Here is a 25507-nt window from a genome sequence, read left to right on the forward strand (position 1 = left end):
ATTCGCCTGCTCTGCTACCGTGGGAGAATCCGTACCGCCGCAGGTAGTCCACCATGGCCCGCACAACCCCCATCGAGCTGTACCGCAATATCGGTATCGTCGCCCACGTTGATGCGGGCAAGACCACCACTACCGAGCGCATTCTGTTCTATACCGGGGTCAACCATAAGATGGGCGAGGTGCACGACGGCGCCGCGACCATGGACTGGATGGCCCAAGAGCAGGAGCGCGGTATCACCATCACCTCGGCGGCAACTACAGCATTCTGGCAAGGCTCGACCAAGCAGTTTCCCGATAGGTACCGCTTCAACATCATCGACACACCCGGCCACGTCGATTTCACTATTGAAGTCGAGCGTTCACTGCGCGTGCTCGACGGCGCGGTCGTGGTGTTCAGTGGCGCGGATGGGGTCGAGCCGCAGTCAGAGACGGTTTGGCGCCAGGCCAACAAATACCACGTGCCACGCCTGGCCTACATCAACAAGATGGATCGCCAGGGTGCCGATTTTCTACGGGTGGTCAAGCAGATCGATCAGCGCCTGGGCCACCACCCGGTGCCGATTCAGCTGGCCATCGGCAGCGAAGAAAACTTCATCGGCCAGATCGACCTGGTGAAGATGAAGGCCATTTACTGGAACGACAACGACCAGGGCACCAGCTACCGCGAAGAAGAGATTCCCGCTCAATTGCAGGCGCTGGCCGATGAATGGCGCGCACACATGGTCGAGGCCGCCGCCGAGGCCAATGATGAGCTGACCCTCAAGTTTTTGGAGGGTGAAGAGCTGAGCATCGATGAAATCAAGGCCGCCTTGCGCCAGCGCACCATCGCCAATGAAATCGTTCCGACCATTCTCGGCTCTTCGTTCAAGAACAAGGGCGTACCGCTAATGCTCGATGCGGTTATCGACTACCTCCCTGCTCCGTCGGAAATCCCAGCGATCAAGGGCACCGACCCGGACGATGAAGACAAGCACCTGGAGCGCCACGCCGACGACAAGGAGCCCTTCTCTGCCCTGGCCTTCAAGATTGCCACCGACCCGTTCGTTGGCACCCTGACCTTCGCCCGTGTGTATTCAGGCGTGCTCAGTTCGGGGAATGCTGTGCTCAACTCGGTCAAAGGCAAGAAGGAACGCATCGGCCGGATGGTGCAGATGCATGCCAACCAGCGCGCCGAGATCAAGGACGTATGCGCCGGCGACATCGCCGCGCTGATCGGCATGAAGGATGTCACTACCGGCGACACGCTATGCGACATCGACAAGCCCATCATCCTCGAACGCATGGACTTCCCCGACCCAGTGATCTCGGTGGCAGTGGAGCCCAAAACCAAGGGCGACCAGGAAAAAATGGGCATAGCGCTGGGCAAGCTGGCTCAGGAAGACCCCTCCTTCCGCGTGCGCACAGACGAAGAAACCGGCCAGACGATCATCTCTGGCATGGGCGAGTTGCACCTGGACATCATCGTCGACCGCATGAGGCGTGAATTCAACGTCGATGCCAATATCGGCAAGCCGCAGGTGGCCTACCGCGAAAAGATCCGCAACACCTGCGAGATCGAAGGCCGCTTCGTGCGCCAGTCTGGCGGGCGCGGCCAGTATGGCCATTGCTGGATTCGGTTCGCTCCGGGCGATGAAGGCGCCGAAGGCCTGGAGTTCATCAACGAAATCGTCGGCGGCGTGGTACCGCGCGAGTACATCCCGGCAATCCAGAAAGGCATCGAGGAACAGATGAAGAATGGCGTGCTGGCCGGCTACCCGCTGATCAACCTCAAAGCAGCAGTGTTCGATGGCTCGTACCACGACGTTGACTCCAATGAAATGGCCTACAAGATCGCCGCCTCCATGGCCACCAAGCAGTTGTCGCAAAAAGGCGGCGCAGTGCTGCTGGAGCCGGTGATGAAAGTTGAAGTGGTAACGCCGGAGGAGTACCAAGGCGATATTCTGGGCGACCTGAGCCGGCGCCGCGGGATGATCCAGGACGGCGACGAGACGCCGGCCGGCAAAGTGATTCGTGCTGAAGTACCGCTGGGCGAGATGTTCGGCTACGCCACCTCGATGCGCTCGATGACCCAAGGTAGGGCGAGTTTTTCCATGGAGTTCACCCGGTACGCCGAGGCGCCGGCAAGTATCGCCGACGCGATCGTGAAGAAGAATCGCGCAGAATAAGCCTTTGTTCTGCGCTGGCCCACTCGGCTATGGCCGCACACAGGGGCGAATGCATGCTTTGAGGTGCCCACCAACCTGCGTGGGCTTTAGTCGCGAAAGTACCAGCACCTTCCTTCAGTGCTGCTCGCCCGCGCGTCTGAGCAACTTCTTGCAGCGCTCCGACAGGTGCACCACGCGCAGGTGCTTACCCGCCTTTTCATAGCGCTCACGCAGGGTCTGCAATGCAGCGATGGCCGAATAATCGACAAAACTCAAATGCTGGCAGTCTAGGGTGACCTTGGCCGGGTCATTGGCTGGATCGAACTGGTTGAGAAAGGGCGTGACCGAGGCAAAGAACAGCGTGCCATGTACCTGATAATGCTTGCCCTCGCCGTCCTGATGGCTGTCGGCGTAGAGCTCGCGAGCATGCTGCCAGGCAAAATTCACGGCGGCGATGACGATGCCGAACAGCACCGCCATGGCCAGGTCGGTGAACACAGTCACTACCGTTACCGCGATGATCGCTAGCACGTCGCTCAGCGGTACCTTGTGCAGCACTCGCAACGACGCCCAGGCAAAGGTCTGCTGGGCCACCACGAACATCACCCCGACCAGCGCCGCCAGCGGAATACGCTCGATCAGCGGCGACAGGAACAGCACGAACAGCAGGATCATCACCCCGGCCGCCACGCCCGAGAGCCGGCCACGGCCATTGGAGCTGAGATTGATCACGGTCTGGCCAATCATGGCGCAGCCACCCATACCGCCGCACAGTCCGGAGACCATGTTGGCTGCACCCAACGCCACGCACTCGCGATCCGGGTAACCGCGGCTTTCGGTGATCTCGTCGGTTAGGTTCAATGTAAGTAGCGTCTCGAGTAGGCCCACCATCGCCATCAGCACCGCATAAGGCGCAATGATCTTCAGGGTTTCCAAGCTCCAAGGCACATCCGGCAGCGCCAGTTGCGGCAAGCCGCCGGCAATGTGCGCCATGTCGCCAAGGGTGCGCGTGGGCAGATCGAGCAGGTACACCAGTGCGCCAACTCCAAGAATCGCCACCAGTGCTGGGGGCACCGATCGGGTCAGCTTCGGCAGCACGTAGACCACCAGCATGGTCAGCGCCACCAGGCCGATCATCAGATACAGCGATGTGCCCTTGAGCCAATGCTCACCCTCCTTGAAGTGTTCCAGCTGAGCCATGGCAATGACGATCGCCAGGCCATTGACGAAGCCAAGCATCACCGGATAAGGCACCAGCCTTACCAACTTGCCCAGGCGCAGCAAGCCGAACAGAATCATCACCCCACCGCCGAGCAAGACCGTGGCCAACAGATACTGCACACCGTGTTGCACCACCAGCGCGACGATGACCACCGCCATGGAGCCTGCAGCCCCGGATATCATTCCTGGGCGACCGCCGAACAACGCAGTCAGCGTGCAAATGATGAAGGCACCATACAGCCCCATCAAAGGGTTGAGATGGGCTACCAAGGCAAAGGCAATGCACTCGGGAACAAGGGCGAACGAGGTGGTCAGGCCGGCGAGCAGGTCGGCACGTAGTCGGGCGGGCTTCATGGGTATCCTGTGGTGCGGTCCAGGCGGACGGGCGATGAATCGGGGGCGCGATGTTACGGAATTCGTCTGACAGCGGCCAGCGCAAGGTGTTTCAGCAAAGGCTGCGGGTCAGCCATTGGGCCATCGAAGCATCTTCCAAGGCATATTCGCCGCGATTGGCTTTCCACACCAGTTCCTTGTCGCGCAGGGCGTCCAGAGCCTTTTGCACGTTCGGCGTACTGGCTGTGACCTCCACGCCGCCCTGCTCAAGCTTGCGCGTTATCTGCAGCAAGGTGTGCTCGGTGAATGGCGAGAACGGCTGTCGGCTCTGCGCTCGCTCGGCCATCACCTGAAGCACTGCCTGTTGCAAGGGCGAAAGCTCGTTCCAGGCACTTTCGTAATCGCTCCAGACTCCAGCTTGGTGATTGAGTGCACCGGTGCGTAGCAACTCTCCAAGGTTGGCCGCTTCGCCCAGCCCGACACTGACCTCAGCCAGCAGTTTATTGAGCATTTCCGGCCGCCGCCCAACCAGTTCGAACGCATACTCCATGTCCTGTACCTTGAACTGGTTGCTGTCGGCCAGGCGCTGGTTCCACAACTCGGTAATGAAGCCGACGTACTCCCGGCCTAGCAATGGAAACGGGGTAATGCTGGCCCCATAGAAGGGCTGCTTGCTCTTGAGCACCAGGTTGGCGAGCTTGTCGCGGCTGGACCCTGTGAACACCAGGCGCAGACCGTCCGGGCAGTCGCCCCGGTTGAGATGGTCACGGGCGGCCTTGAGGGCGAACATGGCGTTAAGGCCATCCTCACTGTTAAGAGCGTGCTGAGCTTCGTCGATGATCAACACTATCATTTGCCCTGAGATCTGATGCAGTACTGCCAGCGCCTGGGCCAGGGTAGTGCCTGCGGGTAACTGGGGCTTGGTGAAGTCCCAGCTGAGGGTGCGCAGCAGGTTGATCTTGTCGATGCCGGCTTTTTTCGCCGCCTTCGCCAGGGCGCCCTCGAAACTACTCAACGCCGCGCCAATCGCCCCGCTGATCAGATCAGCCGGAGCTGCGTCCCGATCTGACCACAGGTCGACATACACCGGTAGCCAACCCCGCAGCCTGCACTGCGGGATGAAATCATTATTGAGGAAGGTACTTTTGCCGGTACGCCTGGGTGCAGCCAGAAACATACCGGAGCTGTAGTCCACCAGGGACTCACCGGCCAAGTCCTGCGCCAGCGCCTTGGCAAGCGGTTCACGACGCAAAAGCGGGCGGGAGGGCGACATGGGATTATCCTGAATTATCCTGCTGACTATAATTTATAGCCTACAAGATAAAATCAGATAAAGCACCGTGCGTGACCCGAGCCCGGCAAACGGCTGGCAAATTTGCCATCATGTGGATTCCAATCGCGGAGAACATGAACATGCCGCTACGCCCTCTATTCGCATCGCTGCTGCTGGCAGTCAGCGTACCTGCGCTGGCCGCCACCGAAGTTGTGCCGCTGCAGCATCGCAGCAGCGCCGAACTGCTGCCGGCCGCCCAGGCCTTGATCGGCCGCGACGGTACCGTCAGCGCTTTCGAGAACAAGCTGATCGTCAATGCCAGCGCCGAGCGCATCGACGACTTACGCGCCTTGCTACAGCAACTGGACACTGTACCCAAGCGCCTGGTGATCAGCGTCGACAACAGCGACAGCAATTACCAGGACACCCGCGGCGAAGGCCAGGTGATCCATTACGGCACCAGCAACCGCGAGGGCGGCCTGCAACAGATCCAGGCCAGCGAAGGCCAACCGGCACTGATCCAGATCGGCCAGAGCATCCCGATCACCAGCACCAGCACCGACGGCTACGGTCGCGTCCAAAGCAACACTGAGTACCGCAATGTAACCCAAGGTTTTTATGTTACGCCGAGCCTGATCGGGGACAGGGTTCGCCTGCAAATCAGCAGCAATAATGATCGATTGATCCAGGAACGTGCTGATGTAGTGAAGGTACAAAGCACCGACACGACAGTCAGCGGAAGGCTTGGCGAATGGATCACCCTGGCCGGTTACAACCAGCAGAGCCAAGCCGAACGCGACCCTTCGAGCCGTACATACAGCACCCAACGGGGTGAAAACATGACATTGCGGGTCAAAGTCGAGCTTCTGGACTGATCCCTGCAAATTCAAGGCCTCGACCAAAGGCCTCGAAACTGACTGCCAAGTCGCATTAGACCAAAGATGTAGTAATAGAAAAAAAGCACTACAAAACGTTTGACAGGGTGTTTTTCCCAAGGGCATGATGGCCTCGCTCCCGCTAATCAGGGGCCCTGACAAGGGCCTTCGAGGCGCACTCCTCTCACCCCTGGAGGCGTCTCGTGTCTATACGGCCCACAAGGCGGTTCGACGGGATTGCGACTGCAACGAAGAAGTTGTCCCGAGGGACGGAAGCGCATCACCGCAGTTCTGGCAATCGCGTCGCACCGCAGCAAGGCATCCACGAGCCGACCTGCCGGAGCACACTGGCGCCTGGCCTGCACCTCCTTCCCCTTCGAGCCTTCGCGTTCGCCGCCGCACGCCCTGACAGACACCCGCCTGGCCCCTGCTTCGCCCCGAGCATCAGCACAATTAACCCAAGATCGATGCGACGAGGTTTATTTCCATGGCACTGACACGCGAACAGCAAATTGCAGCCCTCGAGAAAGACTGGGCCGAGAACCCGCGCTGGAAAGGCGTGACCCGTACCTACTCCGCCGCCGATGTCGTTCGCCTGCGTGGCTCCATCCAGCCCGAGCACACTTTTGCTCGCCAAGGCGCTGAAAAACTGTGGAAGCTGGTCACCGAAGGTGCTCACCCGTCCTTCCGCCCCGAAAAAGATTTCGTCAACTGCATGGGCGCCCTTACCGGCGGCCAGGCAGTGCAACAGGTCAAAGCCGGCATCCAGGCCATTTACTTGTCCGGCTGGCAGGTGGCTGCAGATAACAACTCGGCCGAGTCCATGTACCCGGACCAGTCGCTGTACCCGGTGGACTCGGTCCCCACCGTGGTCAAGCGCATCAACAACGCTTTCCGCCGTGCTGACCAGATTCAATGGAAAGCCGGCAAGAACCCTGGCGACGACGGCTACATCGATTACTTCGCTCCGATCGTCGCAGACGCCGAGGCCGGGTTCGGCGGCGTGCTGAACGCATACGAGCTGATGAAGAACATGATCGAAGCAGGCGCTGCCGGCGTGCACTTCGAAGACCAACTGGCCTCGGTGAAAAAATGCGGCCACATGGGTGGCAAGGTATTGGTGCCGACCCAGGAAGCGGTGCAGAAGCTGGTAGCCGCGCGCCTGGCTGCCGACGTGTCGGGGGTACCAACCATTATCCTGGCCCGTACCGACGCCAATGCCGCTGACCTGCTGACCAGCGATTGCGATCCGTACGACCAGCCGTTCGTGATTGGCGAGCGTACCCGTGAAGGCTTCTACAAGGTGCGCGCTGGCCTCGACCAAGCGATCGCCCGCGGCCTTGCCTACGCCCCTTACGCCGACCTGATCTGGTGCGAAACCGCCAAGCCGGATCTGGATGAGGCCCGTCGCTTCGCCGAAGCGATCAAGAAGGAGTACCCGGACCAGATCCTGTCGTACAACTGCTCGCCTTCGTTCAACTGGAAGAAGAACCTGGACGACGCCACCATCGCCAAATTCCAGCGCGAGCTGTCGGCCATGGGTTACAAGCACCAGTTCATCACGCTGGCCGGTATTCACAACATGTGGCATGGCATGTTCAACCTGGCGCATGACTATGCCCGCAACGACATGACCGCCTATGTGAAACTGCAGGAACAGGAGTTTGCCGACGCCAACAAAGGCTACACCTTCGTGGCGCACCAACAAGAGGTGGGCACCGGCTACTTCGACGACATGACCACCGTGATCCAGGGTGGCGCTTCGTCGGTGACTGCACTGACCGGTTCGACCGAGGAAGAGCAGTTCCACTGATAGGGGGTTGCTGATGAGCAAAGGCCCGGGGCTTGCGATAGCCCTGGGCCTTTTTTTTATGCAGCGTGGTGGCGCTTGTGCATGGCGCGAGGGTTGCAGCGCTTGTGAGATCGAGCGCCGCCCGCGCGGCGCATCGCGAGCTGCGCTCGCTCCTACGCTTGTTTCGGGCCAGTAACGCCTGTGACAGGCGCGCGCGACCGCCTGGTTCATACGACGCTATCTCGCGCCATGCACCAAGGCGTCCGCGCGCAAATCCCACAGGATCAATTGGCCCGAAACAAACGTAGGAGCGAGCGCAGCTCGCGATGCGCCGCGCGGGCGGCGCTCGATCTCACAGGCGCTAAATCAATTCCGCCATCCCCTAGCAGCCCTCACCCCACATCTCCAGCCAGCAGCTATGCTGTGCTGGCACCCGCGCAAAACGATGCATCAGTGACCTGACGCAACAATTATTGATCCAGAGCGGTGCGCGTGGCGCTGGAGGGTGCTAGAACACCTACTTTTTCGCGCCTGCAAAAAGGGCAAGTAGGCATATCAACTTTGCAAGGGGCGTAGAATCGAACTAATAAGCAGCAGGGCAAATGATATTAATTATCATTACGAGACTTGTAATTCGTTACCAGTCGCAAGAAACATAATTAACAAAACCCCATGCAATGCCCGAATTTCAAGGCTTTCAGCCAGTTAGGCGCGGGTTTTGCTCTAAAACCTAGGAATAAATTTGCAACGGAAATTTTACTTGCTGGGGCTTTACCCATAAAATCAGCCCGATTGATTCAGCTGCGACATTTGGTCACTGCACCTGCGACACCTCGTCGCCGCTCTACTTATTTCAGACTGCAGAGCTGGGTCTCTGTATAAGGATTTCTCGCATGTCCGATTCGGCAGGACTCATCGCCCACAACTGGGGCTTTGCCATCTTCCTTTTGGGTGTCGTCGGCCTGTGTGCCTTCATGCTCGGCCTCTCCAGCCTGCTTGGTAGCAAGGCTTGGGGCCGCGCCAAGAACGAACCCTTCGAATCCGGCATGCTGCCCGTCGGCAGCGCCCGCCTGCGCCTGTCCGCCAAATTCTATCTGGTCGCGATGCTGTTCGTGATCTTCGATATCGAAGCCCTCTTCCTGTATGCATGGTCTGTGTCCGTCCGCGAAAGCGGCTGGACCGGATTCGTCGAAGCACTCGTTTTCATAGCAATTCTGTTGGCAGGTCTTGTCTACCTATGGCGCGTCGGGGCCCTTGACTGGGCTCCCGAAGGTCGCCGCAAGCGGCAAGCGAAGCTGAAACAATGAGGCTTTGGCAATGCAATACAATCTCACCAGAATCGATCCGGATGCGCCCAATGAGCAGTACCCGGTAGGTGATCGGGAAACCGTCACCGACCAGCTGCTCGAAGACCAGGTCCACAAGAACATCTTCATGGGCAAACTTGAAGATGTGATGCGTGGCGCGGTTAACTGGGGTCGCAAGAACTCCCTCTGGCCGTACAACTTCGGCCTGTCCTGCTGCTACGTGGAAATGACCACGGCCTTCACGGCGCCCCACGACATCGCTCGCTTCGGCGCCGAGGTCATCCGGGCATCGCCGCGTCAGGCCGACTTCATGGTCATCGCCGGGACCTGCTTCGTGAAAATGGCGCCGATCATCCAGCGCCTGTACGAACAGATGCTCGAGCCTAAATGGGTCATCTCCATGGGCTCGTGCGCCAACTCCGGTGGCATGTACGACATCTACTCGGTCGTTCAGGGGGTCGACAAGTTCCTCCCCGTGGACGTCTACGTACCTGGCTGCCCGCCGCGCCCTGAGGCTTTCCTGCAAGGCTTGATGCTGTTGCAGGAGTCGATCGGCCAAGAGCGACGCCCGCTTTCCTGGGTGGTTGGTGATCAAGGCATCTACCGTGCCGAAATGCCAGCCCAGAAAGACTTGCGTCGTGAACAGCGCATTGCGGTTACCAACCTGCGCAGCCCCGACGAAGTCTGATCCAGCGACCTGCCGCCCGCTCCCTAAAGAGCCGGCGGCCTGGCTTCATTCTTAACGCTGACCCAAAGCGACCGAGACCATGACAGCGGACAACGCTATTTTCATTCCGCCCTACAAGGCAGACGACCAGGATGTGGTCGTCGAACTGCACAACCGTTTTGGCGCCGACGCATTCGTCGCCCAAGAGACCCGCACCGGCATGCCCGTACTGTGGGTCAAGCGCGCTCAGCTCAAGGAAGTGCTCAGCTTCCTGCGGGGCGTGGCCAAACCGTACAGCATGCTGTACGACCTGCACGGCGTCGACGAGCGCCTGCGCACCCAGCGCCGCGGCTTGCCAGCTGCCGACTTCAGCGTGTTCTACCACTTGCTGTCGATCGAGCGTAACAGCGATGTGATGATCAAGGTTTCGCTCAGCGAGGGCGACCTGAACCTGCCGTCGGTGACCAGCATCTGGCCGAATGCCAACTGGTACGAGCGTGAGGTGTGGGACATGTTCGGCATCGACTTTGCCGGCCACCCGCACTTGAGCCGCATCATGATGCCGCCAACCTGGGAAGGTCACCCGCTGCGCAAGGACTACCCGGCCCGTGCCACCGAGTTCGACCCCTACAGCCTGACCCTGGCCAAGCAGCAGCTCGAAGAAGAATCGGCGCGTTTCAACCCAGAAGCCTGGGGCATGAAGCGTCAGGGCGCGAACGAGGACTACATGTTCCTCAACCTCGGCCCCAACCACCCCTCTGCCCACGGCGCCTTCCGTATAGTGCTGCAGCTGGACGGCGAAGAAATCGTCGATTGCGTGCCCGACATCGGCTACCACCACCGTGGCGCCGAAAAAATGGCCGAACGCCAGTCCTGGCACAGCTTCATCCCCTACACCGACCGCATCGACTACCTCGGCGGGGTGATGAACAACCTGCCATACGTGCTCGCGGTCGAGAAGCTGGCCGGCATTCAGGTGCCACAAAAGGTCGACGTGATCCGCATCATGCTGGCCGAGTTCTTCCGCATCACCAGCCATCTGCTGTTCCTGGGTACCTACATCCAGGACGTCGGCGCCATGACCCCGGTATTCTTTACCTTCACCGACCGCCAGCGCGCCTACACGGTGATCGAAGCAATCACCGGGTTCCGCCTGCACCCGGCCTGGTACCGCATCGGTGGCGTTGCTCACGACCTGCCGCGCGGCTGGGACAAACTGGTCAAGGACTTCGTCGAATGGCTGCCCAAGCGCCTTGACGAGTACACCAAGGCTGCCCTGCAGAACAGCATCCTCAAGGGTCGTACCATCGGCGTTGCTGCCTACAACACCAAAGAGGCCCTGTCCTGGGGTACCACCGGTGCCGGCCTGCGTGCCACCGGATGCGACTTCGACCTGCGCAAAGCGCGCCCCTACTCCGGCTACGAGAACTTCGAGTTCGAAGTGCCCCTGGCCCACAACGGCGATGCCTACGATCGCTGCATGGTCCGCGTCGAGGAGATGCGCCAGAGTATCCGCATCATCGACCAGTGCCTGCGCAACATGCCGGAAGGCCCGTACAAGGCGGATCACCCGCTGACTACGCCGCCGCCCAAAGAGCGCACCCTGCAGCACATCGAAACCTTGATCACGCACTTCCTGCAAGTCTCGTGGGGCCCGGTCATGCCGGCCAACGAGTCGTTCCAGATGATCGAAGCGACCAAGGGCATCAACAGTTACTACCTGACGAGCGATGGCGGCACCATGAGCTACCGCACCCGGATCCGTACCCCGAGCTACCCGCACCTGCAGCAGATCCCTTCGGTGATCAAAGGCAGCATGGTCGCCGACCTCATTGCGTACCTGGGCAGTATCGACTTCGTTATGGCTGACGTGGACCGCTAAGCATGAACAGCACGCTTATCCAGACAGACCGTTTCGCCCTGAGCGAAACCGAGCGCTCGGCCATCGAGCACGAAATGCATCACTACGAGGACCCGCGCGCGGCGTCCATCGAAGCCTTGAAGATCGTCCAGAAGGAACGTGGCTGGGTGCCCGATGGCGCCATCCATGCCATCGGCGAAGTGCTTGGCATCCCGGCAAGCGACGTCGAAGGTGTGGCCACATTCTACAGCCAGATCTTCCGTCAGCCTGTTGGCCGCCACATCATCCGTGTGTGCGACAGCATGGTCTGCTACATCGGTGGCCACGAATCCGTGGTCAGCCAAATCCAAAGCGAACTAGGTATCGGCCTCGGCCAGACCACCGCGGACGGGCGTTTTACCCTGCTGCCGGTGTGCTGCCTGGGCAACTGCGACAAGGCCCCGGCGCTGATGATCGATGACGACACCTTCGGTGACGTGCAGCCGGCTGGCGTTTCCAAACTGCTGGAGGGTTACGTATGACCATTACTTCCTTCGGCCCGGCCAACCGCATCGCGCGTTCGGCCGAAACCCACCCGCTGACCTGGCGCCTGCGAGATGACGGTGAGCCGGTCTGGCTGGCCGAGTACGAGTCGAAGAACGGCTATGCCGCTGCGCGCAAGGCGCTGGCAGACATGTCCGCCGACGACATCGTGCAAAGCGTCAAGGACTCTGGCCTCAAGGGCCGGGGCGGTGCAGGTTTCCCCACTGGCGTGAAGTGGGGCCTGATGCCCAAAGACGAATCCATGAACATCCGCTACCTGCTGTGCAACGCGGACGAAATGGAACCCAACACCTGGAAGGACCGCATGCTGATGGAGCAACAGCCCCATCTGCTGGTCGAGGGCATGCTGATCAGCGCCCGCGCCCTGAAGGCCTACCGTGGCTATATCTTCCTGCGTGGCGAGTACACCACTGCGGCGAAGAACCTCAACCGTGCCATCGATGAAGCCAAAGCCGCAGGCTTGCTGGGCAAGAACATCCTGGGCAGCGGCTTTGACTTCGAGCTGTTCGTGCACACCGGTGCCGGGCGCTACATCTGCGGTGAAGAAACCGCACTGATCAACTCGCTGGAAGGCCGCCGCGCCAACCCGCGCTCCAAGCCGCCCTTCCCTGCCGCCGTGGGTGTGTGGGGCAAGCCGACTTGCGTGAACAACGTCGAAACCCTGTGCAACGTGCCAGCCATCGTTGCCAACGGCAACGACTGGTACAAGTCGCTGGCCCGCGAAGGCAGCGAAGACCACGGCACCAAGCTGATGGGTTTCTCCGGCAAGGTGAAGAACCCCGGCCTGTGGGAACTGCCGTTCGGCGTGACGGCCCGTGAGCTGTTCGAAGACTATGCCGGCGGCATGCGCGATGGCTTCAAGCTCAAGTGCTGGCAGCCAGGCGGCGCCGGTACTGGGTTCCTGCTGCCAGAGCACCTCGACGCACAGATGTACGCCGGTGGCATCGCCAAGGTAGGCACCCGCATGGGTACCGGCCTTGCCATGGCGGTCGACGACAGCATCAACATGGTTTCGCTGCTGCGTAACATGGAAGAGTTCTTCGCCCGCGAATCGTGCGGCTGGTGCACCCCATGCCGTGACGGCTTGCCGTGGAGCGTGAAAATGCTGCGCGCGCTGGAAAACGGCCAAGGTCGCGCCGAAGACATCGAGACGCTGCTGGGGCTGGTCAACTTCCTCGGCCCAGGCCGTACCTTCTGTGCTCACGCACCAGGTGCCGTCGAGCCACTGGGCAGTGCCATCAAATACTTCCGCTCGGAGTTCGAGGCAGGTGTCGCTCCAGCGGGTGCTGGTGATGCTTTGCGCGCGAACCTGGCAAAGCCAATCCAGCCCGGGCCGATCGTGGTCGGCGCATAACAAGATGATTAGGCCAGTGGCCCGTGCCACTCGCCAGCTAGCCGGCAGGCCCGAGAGATCGTGGCGTGCCGCAAGCTCACCGATTTCCATTAGCCACGCCCGCTCACGCGGGCCAACGAAGAACTTTGAACAATGGCCACTATCCACGTAGACGGCAAAGCGCTCGAAGTCAACGGTGCGGACAACCTGTTACAGGCTTGTCTGTCGCTCGGCCTCGACATTCCTTATTTCTGCTGGCACCCGGCGCTTGGTAGCGTCGGCGCCTGCCGGCAGTGTGCGGTCAAGCAGTACACCGACGAGAACGACACCCGTGGTCGCATCGTCATGTCCTGCATGACCCCAGCCTCCGACGGCACCTGGATCTCCATCGACGATGATGAGTCCAAGGCGTTTCGCGCAAGCGTCGTCGAATGGCTGATGACCAACCACCCGCACGACTGCCCGGTGTGCGAGGAAGGCGGTCACTGCCACCTGCAGGACATGACGGTAATGACCGGCCACAACGAGCGCCGCTACCGTTTCACCAAGCGTACCCACCAGAACCAGGACCTCGGCCCGTTCATCGCCCATGAGATGAACCGCTGCATCGCCTGCTACCGCTGCGTGCGTTATTACAAGGACTACGCCGGGGGTACCGACCTGGGCGTGTACGGCGCCCACGACAACGTGTACTTCGGCCGCGTCGAAGACGGTGTATTGGAAAGTGAGTTTTCCGGTAACCTGACCGAGGTCTGCCCGACCGGCGTGTTCACCGACAAGACACACTCCGAGCGCTACAACCGTAAATGGGACATGCAGTTCGCCCCGAGCATCTGCCACGGCTGCTCCAGCGGCTGCAACATCAGCCCGGGTGAGCGCTACGGCGAACTGCGCCGGGTCGAAAACCGCTTCAACGGTTCGGTCAACCAGTACTTCCTGTGCGACCGCGGCCGCTTCGGCTACGGCTACGTCAACCGCAAGGACCGCCCGCGCCAGCCACATCTGGCCGACGGCACCAAGCTGGGCCTGGACGCCGCTCTGGACAAGGCCGCCGATCTGCTGCGCGGCCGTACCATCGTTGGTATCGGCTCGCCACGCGCCAGCCTCGAAAGCAACTACGGCCTGCGTGAGCTGGTCGGCGCCGACTATTTCTACTCCGGCATGGAAGAAGGCGAACTGGCCCGCGTGCGCCTGGCCCTGAACGTGCTGAACAACAGCCCGCTGCCAGTGCCGACCCTGCGCGACATCGAAGACCACGACGCGGTGTTCGTGCTCGGTGAAGACCTGACCCAGACTGCTGCTCGTGTGGCGCTGTCCGTGCGCCAGGCCACCAAGGGCAAAGCCGAGGCCATGGCCGAAGCGATGAAGGTGCAGCCTTGGCTGGACGCCGCCGTGAAAAACATCGGCCAGCACGCACTGTACCCGCTGTTCATCGCCTCGCTGGCCGAAACCAAGCTGGACGACGTTGCCGAAGAATGCGTACACGCAGCCCCTGCTGACCTGGCCCGCATCGGTTTCGCCGTGGCCAACGCCATCGACCCGAGCGCCCCTGCCGTCGCCGGCCTGGACGACGAAGCCAAGGCCCTGGCCCAGCGCATCGCCGACGCCCTGGTCGCGGCCAAACGCCCGCTGGTGATTGCCGGTACCTCGCTGGCCGACCCTGCGCTGATCGAAGCCGCCGCCAACATCGCCAAGGCGCTGAAGCTGCGCGAGAAGAACGGCTCGCTGAGCCTGGTCGTGCCTGAGGCCAACAGCCTGGGCATGGCCATGATGGGTGGCGACTCGCTCGACGCTGCGCTGGACGCAGTCATCAGCGGCAAGGCCGACGCCATTGTCGTGCTGGAAAACGACCTGTACGCCCGCGTAGCGGCTGCCAAGGTTGATGCAGCCCTGGCCGCCGCCAAGGTGGTGATCGTGGCCGACCACTCCAAGACCGCCACTGTCGATCGCGCCCATCTGGTACTGCCGGCGGCCTCGTTCGCCGAAGGCGACGGTACCCTAGTGAGCCAGGAAGGCCGCGCTCAGCGCTTCTTCCAGGTGTTCGACCCGCAGTACCTGGACAGCAGCATCCTGGTTCACGAAGGCTGGCGTTGGATGCACGCCCTGCGTGCCACCTTGCTGAACAAGCCGGTCGACTGGACCCAGCTGGACCATGTCACCAGCGCCTGCGCCCAAGCCGTACCGCAACTGGCCGGCATCATCAACGCAGCGCCGAGCGCGGCGTTCCGCATCAAGGGCTTGAAGCTGGCCCGCGAGCCGCTGCGTTACTCCGGCCGTACCGCCATGCGCGCCAACATCAGCGTGCACGAGCCACGTACCCCCCAGGACAAGGACACCGCGTTCGCCTTCTCCATGGAAGGTTACTCGGGCTCGGCTGAACCGCGCCAGCAGGTGCCGTTCGCCTGGTCGCCGGGTTGGAACTCGCCGCAAGCCTGGAACAAGTTCCAGGACGAGGTCGGTGGCCACCTGCGTGCCGGTGACCCAGGCGTTCGTCTGATCGAATCCCAAGGCGATCGCCTGAGCTGGTTCAACAACATTCCGGGCGCGTTCAACCCGGCCCGCGGTACCTGGACTGCGGTACCGTTCTTCCACCTGTTCGGCAGCGAAGAAAGCTCCTCGCGCGCCGCTCCGGTGCAGGAGCGCATCCCGGCCGCCTACGTCGGCCTGGCCAAGTCCGAAGCCGACCGCCTGGGCGTCAACGACGGCGCGCTGCTGAGCTTGAACGTCGGCGGTGTGGCCCTGCGCCTGCCGCTGCGCATCAATGAAGAACTGGGCGCTGGCCTGGTTGCGTTGCCCAAAGGCCTGGCCGGCATTCCGCCTGCCATCTTCGGTGCATCCGTCGAAGGTCTGCAGGAGGCAGCACAATGAGCTGGTTCACCCCCGAAGTGATCGATGTGATCCTTACCGTGGTCCGGGCCATCGTGGTCCTGCTCGCGGTGGTGGTCTGCGGCGCACTGCTCAGCTTCGTCGAGCGTCGCCTGCTGGGCTGGTGGCAGGACCGTTATGGTCCGAACCGGGTGGGCCCGTTCGGCATGTTCCAGATCGCGGCCGACATGCTGAAGATGTTCTTCAAGGAAGACTGGAACCCGCCTTTCGTCGATCGCATGATCTTCACCCTGGCGCCGGTCGTGGCCATGAGTGCGCTGTTGATCGCCTTCTGCGTGATCCCGATCACACCGCTGTGGGGCGTGGCGGACCTGAACATCGGCCTGCTGTTCTTCTTCGCCATGGCCGGCCTTTCGGTTTATGCGGTGCTGTTCGCTGGCTGGTCGTCGAACAACAAGTATGCCCTGCTGGGCAGCTTGCGCGCCTCGGCACAGACCGTGTCGTACGAAGTGTTCCTGGGCCTGGCGCTGATGGGCGTGGTGGTGCAGGTCGGCTCGTTCAACATGCGCGACATCGTCGAGTATCAGGCGCAGAACCTGTGGTTCATCATTCCGCAGTTCTTTGGCTTCTGCACATTCTTCATCGCTGGCGTGGCCGTGACTCACCGTCACCCATTCGACCAGCCGGAAGCGGAGCAGGAACTGGCCGACGGCTACCACATCGAGTATGCCGGCATGAAATGGGGCATGTTCTTCGTCGGTGAGTACATCGGCATCATCCTCATCTCGGCGCTGCTGGTGACCCTGTTCTTCGGCGGCTGGCACGGCCCGTTCGGCATCCTGCCGCAACTGTCGTTCCTGTGGTTCGCCCTGAAGACCGCGTTCTTCATCATGCTGTTCATCCTGCTGCGCGCGTCTATCCCGCGCCCACGCTATGACCAGGTGATGGACTTCAGCTGGAAGTTCTGCCTGCCGCTGACCCTGATCAATTTGCTGGTGACCGCTGCGATCGTGCTCTACAACACGCCAGCCGTCGCGGCCCAGTGAGGATTTGACCCATGTTCAAGTATATCGGCGACATCGTTAAGGGCACCGGCACTCAGCTGCGCAGCCTGGCCATGGTGTTCTCCCACGGGTTCCGCAAGCGCGACACCCTGCAGTACCCCGAAGAACCCGTGTACCTGCCGCCGCGCTACCGCGGCCGCATCGTTCTCACCCGCGACCCCGATGGCGAGGAGCGCTGCGTAGCGTGCAACCTCTGCGCGGTGGCCTGCCCGGTCGGCTGCATCTCGCTGCAGAAGGCCGAAACCGAGGACGGGCGCTGGTACCCGGAGTTCTTCCGCATCAACTTCTCGCGCTGCATCTTCTGCGGCCTGTGTGAAGAGGCGTGCCCGACCACCGCGATCCAGCTGACTCCGGATTTCGAAATGGCCGAGTTCAAGCGTCAGGACCTGGTGTACGAGAAAGAAGATCTGCTGATCTCCGGCCCCGGCAAGAACCCTGACTACAACTTCTACCGTGTTGCGGGTATGGCGATCGCTGGCAAGCCCAAGGGCGCTGCACAGAACGAAGCCGAGCCGATCAACGTGAAGAGCTTGCTCCCATAAGGACAGAAAGATGGAATTCGCTTTCTACTTCGCATCCGGGATCGCCGTGGTCTCCACCCTTCGGGTGGTGACGGGCACCAACCCCGTACACGCCTTGCTTTACCTGATCATCTCGCTGATCTCCGTTGCGATGATCTTCTTCGCCCTGGGCGCGCCGTTTGCCGGCGCCCTGGAAGTGATCGCCTATGCCGGTGCCATCATGGTGCTGTTCGTGTTTGTGGTGATGATGCTCAACCTGGGGCCGGCTTCGGTGGCCCAGGAGAGGGGCTGGCTCAAGCCCGGCATCTGGGCAGGGCCGGTGCTTCTGGCCGCCCTGCTGCTGCTAGAGCTGCTGTACGTGCTGTTCGTCGCCCCGACCGGTGCGGCCATCAGCGGTACCACCGTCGGCCCCAAAGAAGTGGGTATCAGCCTGTTCGGCCCCTACCTGCTGGTGGTCGAACTGGCATCGATGCTGCTGCTGGCAGCAGCGGTCACCGCCTTCCACCTGGGCCGCAACGAGGCGAAGGAGTAAATCATGGGTGCTATCCCTCTCGAACATGGTCTGGCAGTCGCCGGCATCCTGTTCTGTTTAGGCCTGGTTGGCCTGATGGTCCGCCGCAACATCCTCTTCGTGCTGATGAGCCTGGAAGTCATGATGAACGCGGCTGCTCTGGCGTTCATCGTCGCCGGTGCTCGTTGGGTCCAGCCCGACGGCCAGGTGATGTTCATTCTGGTGATCAGCCTGGCAGCCGCCGAAGCCAGTATTGGCCTGGCGATCCTGCTGCAGCTGTATCGCCGCTTCCACACTCTCGACATCGATGCTGCCAGTGAGATGCGCGGATGAACCTACTCTTCCTGACTTTCGTCTTCCCCCTCATCGGCTTTGTGCTGCTGTCGTTCTCGCGCGGGCGGTTCTCGGAGAACCTGTCGGCGCTGATCGGCGTCGGCTCGGTAGGCCTCTCGGCAGCCACCGCTGCCTATGTCATCTGGCAGTTCAATGTCGCCCCACCTGAAGGCGGCGCTTACAGCCAGTTGCTGTGGCAGTGGATGTCGGTGGACGGCTTCGCGCCGAACTTCACCCTCTACCTGGACGGCCTGTCGGTGACCATGCTCGGCGTGGTTACCGGGGTCGGCTTCCTGATCCACCTGTTCGCCTCCTGGTACATGCGCGGCGAAGCCGGTTACTCGCGCTTCTTCTCGTACACCAACCTGTTCATCGCCAGCATGCTGTTCCTGATCCTGGGCGATAACCTGCTGTTCATCTACTTCGGCTGGGAAGGTGTGGGCCTGTGCTCGTACCTGTTGATCGGTTTCTACTACAGCAACCGCAACAACGGCAATGCCGCGCTCAAGGCGTTCATCGTCACCCGCATCGGCGACGTGTTCATGGCCATCGGCCTGTTCATCCTGTTCGCCCAGCTGGGAACCCTGAACGTGCAGGAGCTGCTGGTGTTGGCGCCGCAGAAGTTCCAGGCAGGCGATACCTGGATGGTGCTGGCGACCCTGATGCTGCTGGGCGGTGCGGTCGGTAAGTCTGCCCAGCTGCCACTGCAGACCTGGCTGGCCGACGCGATGGCGGGCCCGACTCCGGTTTCGGCGCTGATCCACGCTGCAACCATGGTTACCGCAGGCGTGTACCTGATCGCCCGCACCAACGGCCTGTTCCTGCTGGCACCGGACATTCTGCACCTGGTGGGCGTGGTCGGTGGCGTGACCTTGGTACTGGCCGGCTTCGCCGCGCTGGTGCAGACCGACATCAAGCGTATCCTCGCCTACTCCACCATGAGCCAGATCGGCTACATGTTCCTTGCGCTGGGCGTAGGTGCCTGGGACGCGGCGATCTTCCACCTGATGACTCACGCGTTCTTCAAGGCCCTGCTGTTCCTTGCCTCCGGCGCGGTGATCGTTGCCTGCCACCACGAACAGAACATCTTCAAGATGGGCGGGCTGTGGAAGAAGCTGCCGCTGGCATACGCAAGCTTCGTGGTCGGCGGCGCCGCCTTGGCTGCACTGCCGATCGTGACCGTGGGCTTCTACTCCAAGGACGAGATCCTCTGGGAGGCCTTCGCCAGTGGCAACACCGGCCTGCTGTATGCCGGCCTGGTCGGCGCATTCATGACCTCGCTGTACACCTTCCGCCTGATCTTCATCGCCTTCCACGGCGAAGCGAAGACCGAGGCCCACGCTGGCCACGGCATCAGCCATTGGCTGCCACTGGGTGTGCTGATCGTGCTGTCGACGTTCGTCGGTGCCTGGATCACGCCACCGCTGGCAGGTGTGCTGCCGCAAAGCGCCGGCCATGCCGGCGGCGAAGCCAAGCATGCGCTGGAGATCACCTCCGGTGCCATCGCCATCGCAGGCATCCTGCTGTCGGGCTTGCTGTTCCTCGGCAAGCGCCGCTTGGTCAGTGCAATCGCCAACAGCGGCATCGGGCGCGTGTTGTCGGCCTGGTGGTTCGCCGCCTGGGGCTTCGACTGGATCTACGACAAGCTGTTCGTCAAGCCTTACCTGTTGATCAGCCACCTCCTGCGCAAGGACCCGGTTGACCGCGGCATCGGCCTTATCCCTCGCATGGCTCGCGGCGGCCACGTCGCCATGAGCAAGACCGAGACTGGCCAGCTGCGCTGGTACACCGCCTCGATCGCCGTTGGCGCAGTGCTGGTACTCGGCGCTGTGGTAGTGGCAGCGGTATGACCATGAACTTTGCGAACCTTGCGACTCTGCGAAAGGAAACGAACCCGTCATGATTTTGCCTTGGCTGATCCTGATCCCCTTCATCGGCGGCTTCCTGTGCTGGCTGGGTGAGCGCTTCGGCGCCACCCTGCCGCGCTGGATCGCGCTGCTGACCATGTCCCTGCTGCTCGGCATCGGCCTGTGGCTGTGGGCGCACGGCGACTACACCCTCGCCCCCGCTCCTGGCGCAGAACCGGCCTGGGCCCTGGAATACAAAGTCCAGTGGATCCAGCGCTTCGGCATCAGCATCCATCTGGCCCTCGATGGCCTGTCGCTGTTGATGATCCTGCTCACCGGCTTGCTCGGTGTGCTGTCGGTGCTGTGCTCCTGGAAAGAGATCCAACGCCACGTCGGCTTCTTCCACCTCAACCTGATGTGGATCCTCGGCGGTGTGGTCGGTGTGTTCCTGGCCTTGGACCTGTTCCTGTTCTTCTTCTTCTGGGAAATGATGCTGGTGCCGATGTACTTCCTCATCGCGCTCTGGGGCCATAGCTCGGCAGATGGCAAGAAGACAAGGATCTACGCGGCGACCAAGTTCTTCATCTTCACCCAGGCCAGCGGCCTGATCATGCTGGTGGCGATCCTTGGCCTGGTGCTGGTCAACTACACCAACACCGGCGTGATCACCTTCAACTACAGTGACCTGCTCAAGGCTGAGCTGCCGGCCGGTACCGAGTACCTGCTGATGCTGGGCTTCTTCATCGCCTTCGCGGTGAAGCTGCCGGTGGTGCCGTTCCATTCCTGGCTGCCCGACGCTCACGCCCAGGCGCCGACCGCAGGCTCCGTGGACCTTGCCGGTATCTTGCTCAAGACTGCGGCCTACGGCCTGCTGCGCTTCGCTCTGCCGCTGTTCCCCAATGCCTCGGCAGAGTTCGCGCCTATCGCCATGACCCTGGGCCTGATCGGGATCTTCTACGGTGCCTTCCTGGCCTTCGCCCAGACCGACATCAAGCGCCTGATCGCCTTCTCCAGTGTCTCGCACATGGGCTTTGTGCTGATTGGTATCTACTCGGGCAGCCAGCAAGCGCTGCAAGGCGCGGTGATCCAGATGCTGGCCCACGGCCTGTCCGCAGCCGCGCTGTTCATTCTGTCGGGGCAGCTGTACGAGCGTCTGCATACCCGTGACATGCGTCAGATGGGTGGCCTGTGGCACCGCATCGCCTACCTGCCAGCGATCAGCCTGTTCTTCGCGGCGGCATCGCTGGGCCTGCCAGGCACCGGCAACTTCGTCGGCGAGTTCCTGATCTTGATCGGCAGCTTCGTGCATGTACCGTGGATCACCGTGATCGCCACGACTGGCCTGGTATTCGGTTCGGTGTACTCACTGATCATGATCCACCGCGCCTACTTCGGCCCGGCCAAGGCCGACACCGTGCTGGCCGGCATGGATAGCCGCGAACTGATCATGGTCCTGGGCCTTGCCGGGCTGCTGATCCTGCTGGGCGTGTATCCACAGCCGTTCCTCGATACCTCTGCAGCCACCATGAGTGGTGTGCAGCAGTGGCTCGGTTCCGCTTTCACTCAACTCGCTTCGGCCCGGTAAGAGCGCTATGGAATTCACCACTCAACACTTCATCGCATTGGCGCCGATGCTGATCACCACCATCACCACGGTGGTGGTGATGTTGGCGATCGCCTGCAAGCGCAACCACTCGCAGACCTTCCTGCTGTCCACCGTGGGCCTGAACCTGGCCCTGCTGTCGATCCTGCCAGCGCTGAAGGTCGCGCCACTGGCGGTCACCTCGCTGGTCACCATCGACAAGTTCGCCTGCCTGTACATGGCGATCATCCTGGTCGCAACCTTGGCCTGCGTGACCTTGGCCCACGCTTATCTGGGGGAAGGCTCCAAAGGCTTCCCGGGTAACCGTGAAGAACTGTACCTGCTGCTGCTGATGTCCGCCCTCGGTGGCCTGGTGCTGGTGAGCGCCAACCACCTGGCTGGCCTGTTCATCGGCCTTGAGCTGCTGTCGGTACCGGTCTACGGCCTGGTGGCCTATGCGTTCTTCAACAAGCGCTCTTTGGAAGCCGGCATCAAGTACATGGTGCTGTCGGCCGCAGGCTCGGCCTTCCTGCTGTTCGGCATGGCCTTGCTGTACGCCGATGCTGGCAGCCTGACGTTCGACCAACTGGGCAAGGCCCTCGCCGCTACCAGCATGCCTAGCCTGATGGCTCAACTGGGCCTGGGCATGATGTTGGTTGGCCTTGCCTTCAAGCTGTCCCTTGTGCCCTTCCACCTGTGGACTCCGGACGTCTACGAGGGCGCCCCGGCGCCAGTCGCCGCGTTTCTGGCCACAGCCAGCAAGGTTGCCGTGTTCGCCGTTGTGGTGCGCCTGTTCATGCTGTCGCCGGCTGCCAGCAGCGGCGTGCTGAGCACCGTGCTTGCGGTAATTGCAGTTGCTTCGATCCTGGTCGGCAACCTGCTGGCGTTGACCCAGAGCAACCTCAAGCGTCTGCTCGGTTACTCGTCCATCGCTCACTTCGGCTACCTGGTCATCGCGCTGGTCGCAAGCAAAGGCCTGGCCATGGAGGCCATGGGCGTTTACCTGGTCACCTACGTGATCACCAGCCTGGGCGCCTTTGGCGTGATCACCCTGATGTCGTCGCCCTACGGTGGCCGTGACGCCGACGCGCTGTACGAATACCGCGGCCTGTTCTGGCGCCGTCCGTACCTGACTGCGGTACTGACCGTGATGATGCTGTCGCTGGCAGGCATTCCGCTGACGGCAGGCTTCATTGGCAAGTTCTACATCATCGCCACTGGCGTCGAGTCGCAGTTGTGGTGGCTGGTCGGTGCGCTGGTGATCGGTAGCGCCATAGGCGTCTACTACTACCTGCGTGTGATGGTCACCCTGTACCTGGTTGAACCGAACCTGCGTCGCCACGATGCCCCACTGAAGTGGGAACAGCGCACTGGCGGTGTAATGCTGCTCGCGATTGCCATTCTCGCCTTCGTTCTGGGTGTGTACCCGCAGCCACTGTTGGACATGGTTCAGCACGCTGGCCTGCAACTGCTCGGCTGATCGCAGCTGCAACACAAACACCCCGCACATGCGGGGTGTTTTGTTATCTGCACCTGGCAACTGCCGAGCCGGTGCCCTTCAATCCCTGGCCGAGTGCGACTCTTGAGCGCGCGGCGCAAGCGCAGACCTGCGCAGTTCCCTGCTCGCTGATGGCAGATGCACTTCGGGGTTGGGCATGCCACTGGGTGAAAGTTCGTGGGTCATTTCGAACTCCGCACGCACCGACCAGCCACACGCCTCGTTGATACATTGCAAGTAGGCAATGCGCAGAAAGATATGCCGACCTTCACTGGTACGAATGCGCATACGGCTGTTGCAATGTGGGCAGACCAGCTTATAAGTACTCACGCCGTGTACCTGCATAGGCGGAATGCATAAACATGCTGTAAGAAAACTCGATACTTAGGTCGAGTATTGGCTACTTTCATAGAAAGCTTTTTCATCAAATTGCAGCTCATGCCAAGATATCTCCTCAAATAGAAGGGCATATATTCATTAAGAGTATTCTAAGCCCAAGGAATGTCATTAAACCAGTCATGGATATTTGCTATGAATAGCCACTTGTTTGCAGCGGTGCTGTCACGCCTCAAGCTTATTACGGGTTCAAGCACCGACGTTCAACTGGCCAGAAGCCTGGAGGTCAGCCCGCAAACGTTGAGCAGCTGGAAGGTCCGCGAAAGCATTCCATACTCACTATGCGTAGATTTAGCCCGAAAACAGGGTTGTTCGCTGGATTGGCTATTGCTCGGCGAGCGCGACGGTAAGGGGCCTGAGCAAACCCAGGAAAGCTGGGAAAGCGACGTGCTCACGCGCCTGCGTGAGCTTTCCCACGCAGACCGCCAGGCAGTGCTTCTGCACATCGAGGACAAGCAACGCTTACGTCAACTGGAACAGCAGGTGCAGCAACTGGCCAAGTACTTGCCCGGTGCAGGCTTGGGTTAATCACGGCGGCGCCAGCGCTGTACGAGTTCGCGCAGGTCCACCGAGTCCAGCCACACCAATACCTTCAAAGTGATCGGTATGACCACTACCGCAGCGGCAAAGGCTGCCATGCCCCGAGATAACATAGGCGCCAGCGAGAGCAGCAGAGGTTCGAACAAGTAGCCCACGCCTAACGTCAGAAACACTAATAGCAGCTGCTTACCGCCCGACAGGCGCTTGCGCGACACGGTGATGAAGCGGTCTCTGACTGCGTTCACCAGCAGGGTACCCAACAACGCGCCAAACAAAGCTAGGCCTTCGGTGTCGATTAATTGGTAGATAGCGGCGATGGCTGCATCCATCAAATAGGGTTCATCCATGGCTAACCCCCCCGCGGCCTTGCGGCCCACCCAGTAGATTGCGTCTAACCGCAGCCTCGACAAAGGATCGATAGCAGATCGACAGTGCCCTTCCACTGGCATGCCCGCATACATCCTCCAAACGCCGGAACCCATGACCACGCAATGCGCTGCGCCAATTGGCGAATTCGTTAGCCGCATCGATTGCCGCGCAACGCACGGCAACTGCAAGGCGGGCTTCACTGACCTTCCCGTCCAGTTGCAGGCGTTCACGCAAAACGCAGAGTTCGATGCGGGGCCAAAATGGATCGTGACAATCAGGGTACCTTGGAGGGCTGAATGAGGACTCGGTGGTTGACGGAGCTTCAAGTTGTTCTGCACGCATGTCATATCCTCACTGCTCTTGCAGCATGCCGTAGCGAATGGCTTTGATGACCGCCGCTACGCGCGTGGGAACCTCGAACTTGCGCAATAGGTTGGATACGTGAAAATTCACTGTCGACTCTTTGCACTGCAGGATCTGGCCAATCTCCCATGAACTCTTGCCATAGGCGCACCACAGCAACACTTGCTGTTCACGCGGGGTCAGGTAGATCGGCGCACCGGTGTGGCCTTCAGGTGTCGGTCGCAGGTTGGTTTGCATCGCTGAGCTCCCTAGTCGTTCGCCAGATGCGGCAGCGGACAGTGCTGCCGCCTATGGAGCCACCTTACGAA

23 protein-coding genes are annotated in these 25507 nt (G+C 61.2%); 17 read left to right on the forward strand and 6 right to left on the reverse strand.

The window, feature by feature from the left end:
* Positions 1 to 53: 53 nt before the first annotated feature.
* A complete protein-coding gene (gene fusA, locus HU725_RS14495) occupies positions 54 to 2165 on the forward strand; it encodes an elongation factor G (protein WP_060478030.1) in 2112 nt (703 codons plus the stop codon).
* A 114-nt stretch (positions 2166 to 2279) separates the two neighbouring features.
* On the opposite strand, the gene HU725_RS14500 is transcribed toward fusA, so the two are convergent.
* On the reverse strand, positions 2280 to 3719 hold the full coding sequence (locus HU725_RS14500) for a SulP family inorganic anion transporter (RefSeq protein ID WP_186478006.1): 1440 nt from the start codon (positions 3717 to 3719) through the stop codon (positions 2280 to 2282).
* 91 nt (positions 3720 to 3810) lie between these two features.
* On the reverse strand, positions 3811 to 4971 hold the full coding sequence (locus tag HU725_RS14505) for an ATP-binding protein (RefSeq protein WP_060478032.1): 1161 nt from the start codon (positions 4969 to 4971) through the stop codon (positions 3811 to 3813).
* 140 nt (positions 4972 to 5111) lie between these two features.
* Between HU725_RS14505 and HU725_RS14510 the strand changes: the two genes are divergently transcribed.
* The 15 genes from HU725_RS14510 to nuoN all read left to right on the forward strand — a co-directional run bounded on the left by HU725_RS14510 (position 5112) and on the right by nuoN (position 23513).
* Positions 5112 to 5846: a secretin N-terminal domain-containing protein gene (locus HU725_RS14510; protein ID WP_225915489.1), complete on the forward strand. Its 735-nt coding sequence runs from the start codon at positions 5112 to 5114 to the stop codon at positions 5844 to 5846.
* 487 nt (positions 5847 to 6333) lie between these two features.
* Positions 6334 to 7659, forward strand: coding sequence for an isocitrate lyase (gene aceA, locus HU725_RS14515; RefSeq protein ID WP_060478034.1), 1326 nt, complete (start codon positions 6334 to 6336; stop codon positions 7657 to 7659).
* Between the two features lie 872 nt (positions 7660 to 8531).
* Positions 8532 to 8945: an NADH-quinone oxidoreductase subunit A gene (locus HU725_RS14520; RefSeq protein WP_011534614.1), complete on the forward strand. Its 414-nt coding sequence runs from the start codon at positions 8532 to 8534 to the stop codon at positions 8943 to 8945.
* Positions 8946 to 8955: 10 nt separating this feature from the next.
* Positions 8956 to 9633 carry a NuoB/complex I 20 kDa subunit family protein gene (locus HU725_RS14525; protein WP_027920598.1) on the forward strand — a complete coding sequence of 226 codons (678 nt, stop codon included), beginning with the start codon at positions 8956 to 8958 and terminating at the stop codon, positions 9631 to 9633.
* A gap of 79 nt (positions 9634 to 9712) precedes the next feature.
* Positions 9713 to 11494, forward strand: coding sequence for an NADH-quinone oxidoreductase subunit C/D (nuoC, locus tag HU725_RS14530; protein ID WP_060480264.1), 1782 nt, complete (start codon positions 9713 to 9715; stop codon positions 11492 to 11494).
* A 2-nt stretch (positions 11495 to 11496) separates the two neighbouring features.
* Positions 11497 to 11994, forward strand: a complete 498-nt coding sequence (gene nuoE / locus HU725_RS14535; protein ID WP_003251433.1) for an NADH-quinone oxidoreductase subunit NuoE — start codon at positions 11497 to 11499, stop codon at positions 11992 to 11994.
* The gene (nuoF, locus tag HU725_RS14540) at positions 11991 to 13370 is read left to right on the forward strand and encodes an NADH-quinone oxidoreductase subunit NuoF (protein ID WP_060480263.1); all 1380 of its coding nucleotides are present in this window, start codon (positions 11991 to 11993) and stop codon (positions 13368 to 13370) included. Before nuoE ends, nuoF begins: the two co-directional genes overlap by 4 nt.
* Positions 13371 to 13502: 132 nt before the next feature.
* Positions 13503 to 16217 (forward strand): NADH-quinone oxidoreductase subunit NuoG, encoded by a 2715-nt coding sequence (gene nuoG / locus HU725_RS14545; protein WP_186478964.1) that lies wholly within the window; start codon positions 13503 to 13505, stop codon positions 16215 to 16217.
* The gene (gene nuoH, locus HU725_RS14550) at positions 16214 to 17221 is read left to right on the forward strand and encodes an NADH-quinone oxidoreductase subunit NuoH (RefSeq protein ID WP_054884882.1); all 1008 of its coding nucleotides are present in this window, start codon (positions 16214 to 16216) and stop codon (positions 17219 to 17221) included. The genes nuoG and nuoH overlap by 4 nt, the downstream gene beginning before the upstream one ends.
* Positions 17222 to 17232: 11 nt before the next feature.
* Positions 17233 to 17781, forward strand: a complete 549-nt coding sequence (gene nuoI, locus HU725_RS14555) for an NADH-quinone oxidoreductase subunit NuoI (protein WP_016488223.1) — start codon at positions 17233 to 17235, stop codon at positions 17779 to 17781.
* A 10-nt stretch (positions 17782 to 17791) separates the two neighbouring features.
* Entirely contained in the window at positions 17792 to 18292 is a 501-nt protein-coding gene (gene nuoJ, locus HU725_RS14560; RefSeq protein WP_060480261.1) for an NADH-quinone oxidoreductase subunit J, read from the forward strand.
* A 3-nt stretch (positions 18293 to 18295) separates the two neighbouring features.
* Positions 18296 to 18604 (forward strand): NADH-quinone oxidoreductase subunit NuoK, encoded by a 309-nt coding sequence (gene nuoK / locus HU725_RS14565; protein WP_023631349.1) that lies wholly within the window; start codon positions 18296 to 18298, stop codon positions 18602 to 18604.
* Positions 18601 to 20454, forward strand: a complete 1854-nt coding sequence (nuoL, locus tag HU725_RS14570; RefSeq protein WP_060480260.1) for an NADH-quinone oxidoreductase subunit L — start codon at positions 18601 to 18603, stop codon at positions 20452 to 20454. Before nuoK ends, nuoL begins: the two co-directional genes overlap by 4 nt.
* Before the next feature lie 49 nt (positions 20455 to 20503).
* Positions 20504 to 22036, forward strand: coding sequence for an NADH-quinone oxidoreductase subunit M (gene nuoM / locus HU725_RS14575; RefSeq protein ID WP_060480259.1), 1533 nt, complete (start codon positions 20504 to 20506; stop codon positions 22034 to 22036).
* A 7-nt stretch (positions 22037 to 22043) separates the two neighbouring features.
* Positions 22044 to 23513 (forward strand): NADH-quinone oxidoreductase subunit NuoN, encoded by a 1470-nt coding sequence (gene nuoN / locus HU725_RS14580; protein ID WP_060480258.1) that lies wholly within the window; start codon positions 22044 to 22046, stop codon positions 23511 to 23513.
* A 78-nt stretch (positions 23514 to 23591) separates the two neighbouring features.
* On the opposite strand, the gene HU725_RS14585 is transcribed toward nuoN, so the two are convergent.
* The gene (locus tag HU725_RS14585; RefSeq protein ID WP_186478965.1) at positions 23592 to 23861 is read right to left on the reverse strand and encodes an Ogr/Delta-like zinc finger protein; all 270 of its coding nucleotides are present in this window, start codon (positions 23859 to 23861) and stop codon (positions 23592 to 23594) included.
* A gap of 201 nt (positions 23862 to 24062) precedes the next feature.
* Between HU725_RS14585 and HU725_RS14590 the strand changes: the two genes are divergently transcribed.
* Positions 24063 to 24455 (forward strand): helix-turn-helix domain-containing protein, encoded by a 393-nt coding sequence (locus HU725_RS14590; protein WP_186478966.1) that lies wholly within the window; start codon positions 24063 to 24065, stop codon positions 24453 to 24455.
* On the opposite strand, the gene HU725_RS14595 is transcribed toward HU725_RS14590, so the two are convergent.
* Genes HU725_RS14595 through HU725_RS14605 form a run of 3 tightly spaced genes read right to left on the reverse strand, consistent with a single transcriptional unit; the run spans position 24452 to position 25436 of the window.
* Positions 24452 to 24796: a hypothetical protein gene (locus HU725_RS14595; RefSeq protein ID WP_371326792.1), complete on the reverse strand. Its 345-nt coding sequence runs from the start codon at positions 24794 to 24796 to the stop codon at positions 24452 to 24454. The two genes, HU725_RS14590 and HU725_RS14595, sit on opposite strands and share 4 nt — an antisense overlap.
* A 10-nt stretch (positions 24797 to 24806) precedes the next feature.
* Positions 24807 to 25178: a head completion/stabilization protein gene (locus HU725_RS14600; RefSeq protein WP_186478967.1), complete on the reverse strand. Its 372-nt coding sequence runs from the start codon at positions 25176 to 25178 to the stop codon at positions 24807 to 24809.
* A 9-nt stretch (positions 25179 to 25187) separates the two neighbouring features.
* Positions 25188 to 25436 carry a response regulator transcription factor gene (locus HU725_RS14605; RefSeq protein ID WP_060480254.1) on the reverse strand — a complete coding sequence of 83 codons (249 nt, stop codon included), beginning with the start codon at positions 25434 to 25436 and terminating at the stop codon, positions 25188 to 25190.
* Positions 25437 to 25507 lie beyond the last annotated feature (71 nt).

This window comes from Pseudomonas promysalinigenes, assembly GCF_014269025.2.
Taxonomy (GTDB): Bacteria; Pseudomonadota; Gammaproteobacteria; order Pseudomonadales; family Pseudomonadaceae; genus Aquipseudomonas; species Aquipseudomonas promysalinigenes.

Bases quoted from the DNA above. Each gene is read 5' to 3' on its own strand.
- fusA (WP_060478030.1), top strand. From the start codon at position 54: ATGGCCCGCACAACCCCCATCGAGCTGTACCGCAATATCGGTATCGTC.
- HU725_RS14500 (WP_186478006.1), bottom strand. From the start codon at position 3,719: ATGAAGCCCGCCCGACTACGTGCCGACCTGCTCGCCGGCCTGACCACC.
- HU725_RS14505 (WP_060478032.1), bottom strand. From the start codon at position 4,971: ATGTCGCCCTCCCGCCCGCTTTTGCGTCGTGAACCGCTTGCCAAGGCG.
- HU725_RS14510 (WP_225915489.1), top strand. From the start codon at position 5,112: ATGCCGCTACGCCCTCTATTCGCATCGCTGCTGCTGGCAGTCAGCGTA.
- aceA (WP_060478034.1), top strand. From the start codon at position 6,334: ATGGCACTGACACGCGAACAGCAAATTGCAGCCCTCGAGAAAGACTGG.
- HU725_RS14520 (WP_011534614.1), top strand. From the start codon at position 8,532: ATGTCCGATTCGGCAGGACTCATCGCCCACAACTGGGGCTTTGCCATC.
- HU725_RS14525 (WP_027920598.1), top strand. From the start codon at position 8,956: ATGCAATACAATCTCACCAGAATCGATCCGGATGCGCCCAATGAGCAG.
- nuoC (WP_060480264.1), top strand. From the start codon at position 9,713: ATGACAGCGGACAACGCTATTTTCATTCCGCCCTACAAGGCAGACGAC.
- nuoE (WP_003251433.1), top strand. From the start codon at position 11,497: ATGAACAGCACGCTTATCCAGACAGACCGTTTCGCCCTGAGCGAAACC.
- nuoF (WP_060480263.1), top strand. From the start codon at position 11,991: ATGACCATTACTTCCTTCGGCCCGGCCAACCGCATCGCGCGTTCGGCC.
- nuoG (WP_186478964.1), top strand. From the start codon at position 13,503: ATGGCCACTATCCACGTAGACGGCAAAGCGCTCGAAGTCAACGGTGCG.
- nuoH (WP_054884882.1), top strand. From the start codon at position 16,214: ATGAGCTGGTTCACCCCCGAAGTGATCGATGTGATCCTTACCGTGGTC.
- nuoI (WP_016488223.1), top strand. From the start codon at position 17,233: ATGTTCAAGTATATCGGCGACATCGTTAAGGGCACCGGCACTCAGCTG.
- nuoJ (WP_060480261.1), top strand. From the start codon at position 17,792: ATGGAATTCGCTTTCTACTTCGCATCCGGGATCGCCGTGGTCTCCACC.
- nuoK (WP_023631349.1), top strand. From the start codon at position 18,296: ATGGGTGCTATCCCTCTCGAACATGGTCTGGCAGTCGCCGGCATCCTG.
- nuoL (WP_060480260.1), top strand. From the start codon at position 18,601: ATGAACCTACTCTTCCTGACTTTCGTCTTCCCCCTCATCGGCTTTGTG.
- nuoM (WP_060480259.1), top strand. From the start codon at position 20,504: ATGATTTTGCCTTGGCTGATCCTGATCCCCTTCATCGGCGGCTTCCTG.
- nuoN (WP_060480258.1), top strand. From the start codon at position 22,044: ATGGAATTCACCACTCAACACTTCATCGCATTGGCGCCGATGCTGATC.
- HU725_RS14590 (WP_186478966.1), top strand. From the start codon at position 24,063: ATGAATAGCCACTTGTTTGCAGCGGTGCTGTCACGCCTCAAGCTTATT.
- HU725_RS14595 (WP_371326792.1), bottom strand. From the start codon at position 24,796: ATGGATGCAGCCATCGCCGCTATCTACCAATTAATCGACACCGAAGGC.
- HU725_RS14600 (WP_186478967.1), bottom strand. From the start codon at position 25,178: ATGCGTGCAGAACAACTTGAAGCTCCGTCAACCACCGAGTCCTCATTC.
- HU725_RS14605 (WP_060480254.1), bottom strand. From the start codon at position 25,436: ATGCAAACCAACCTGCGACCGACACCTGAAGGCCACACCGGTGCGCCG.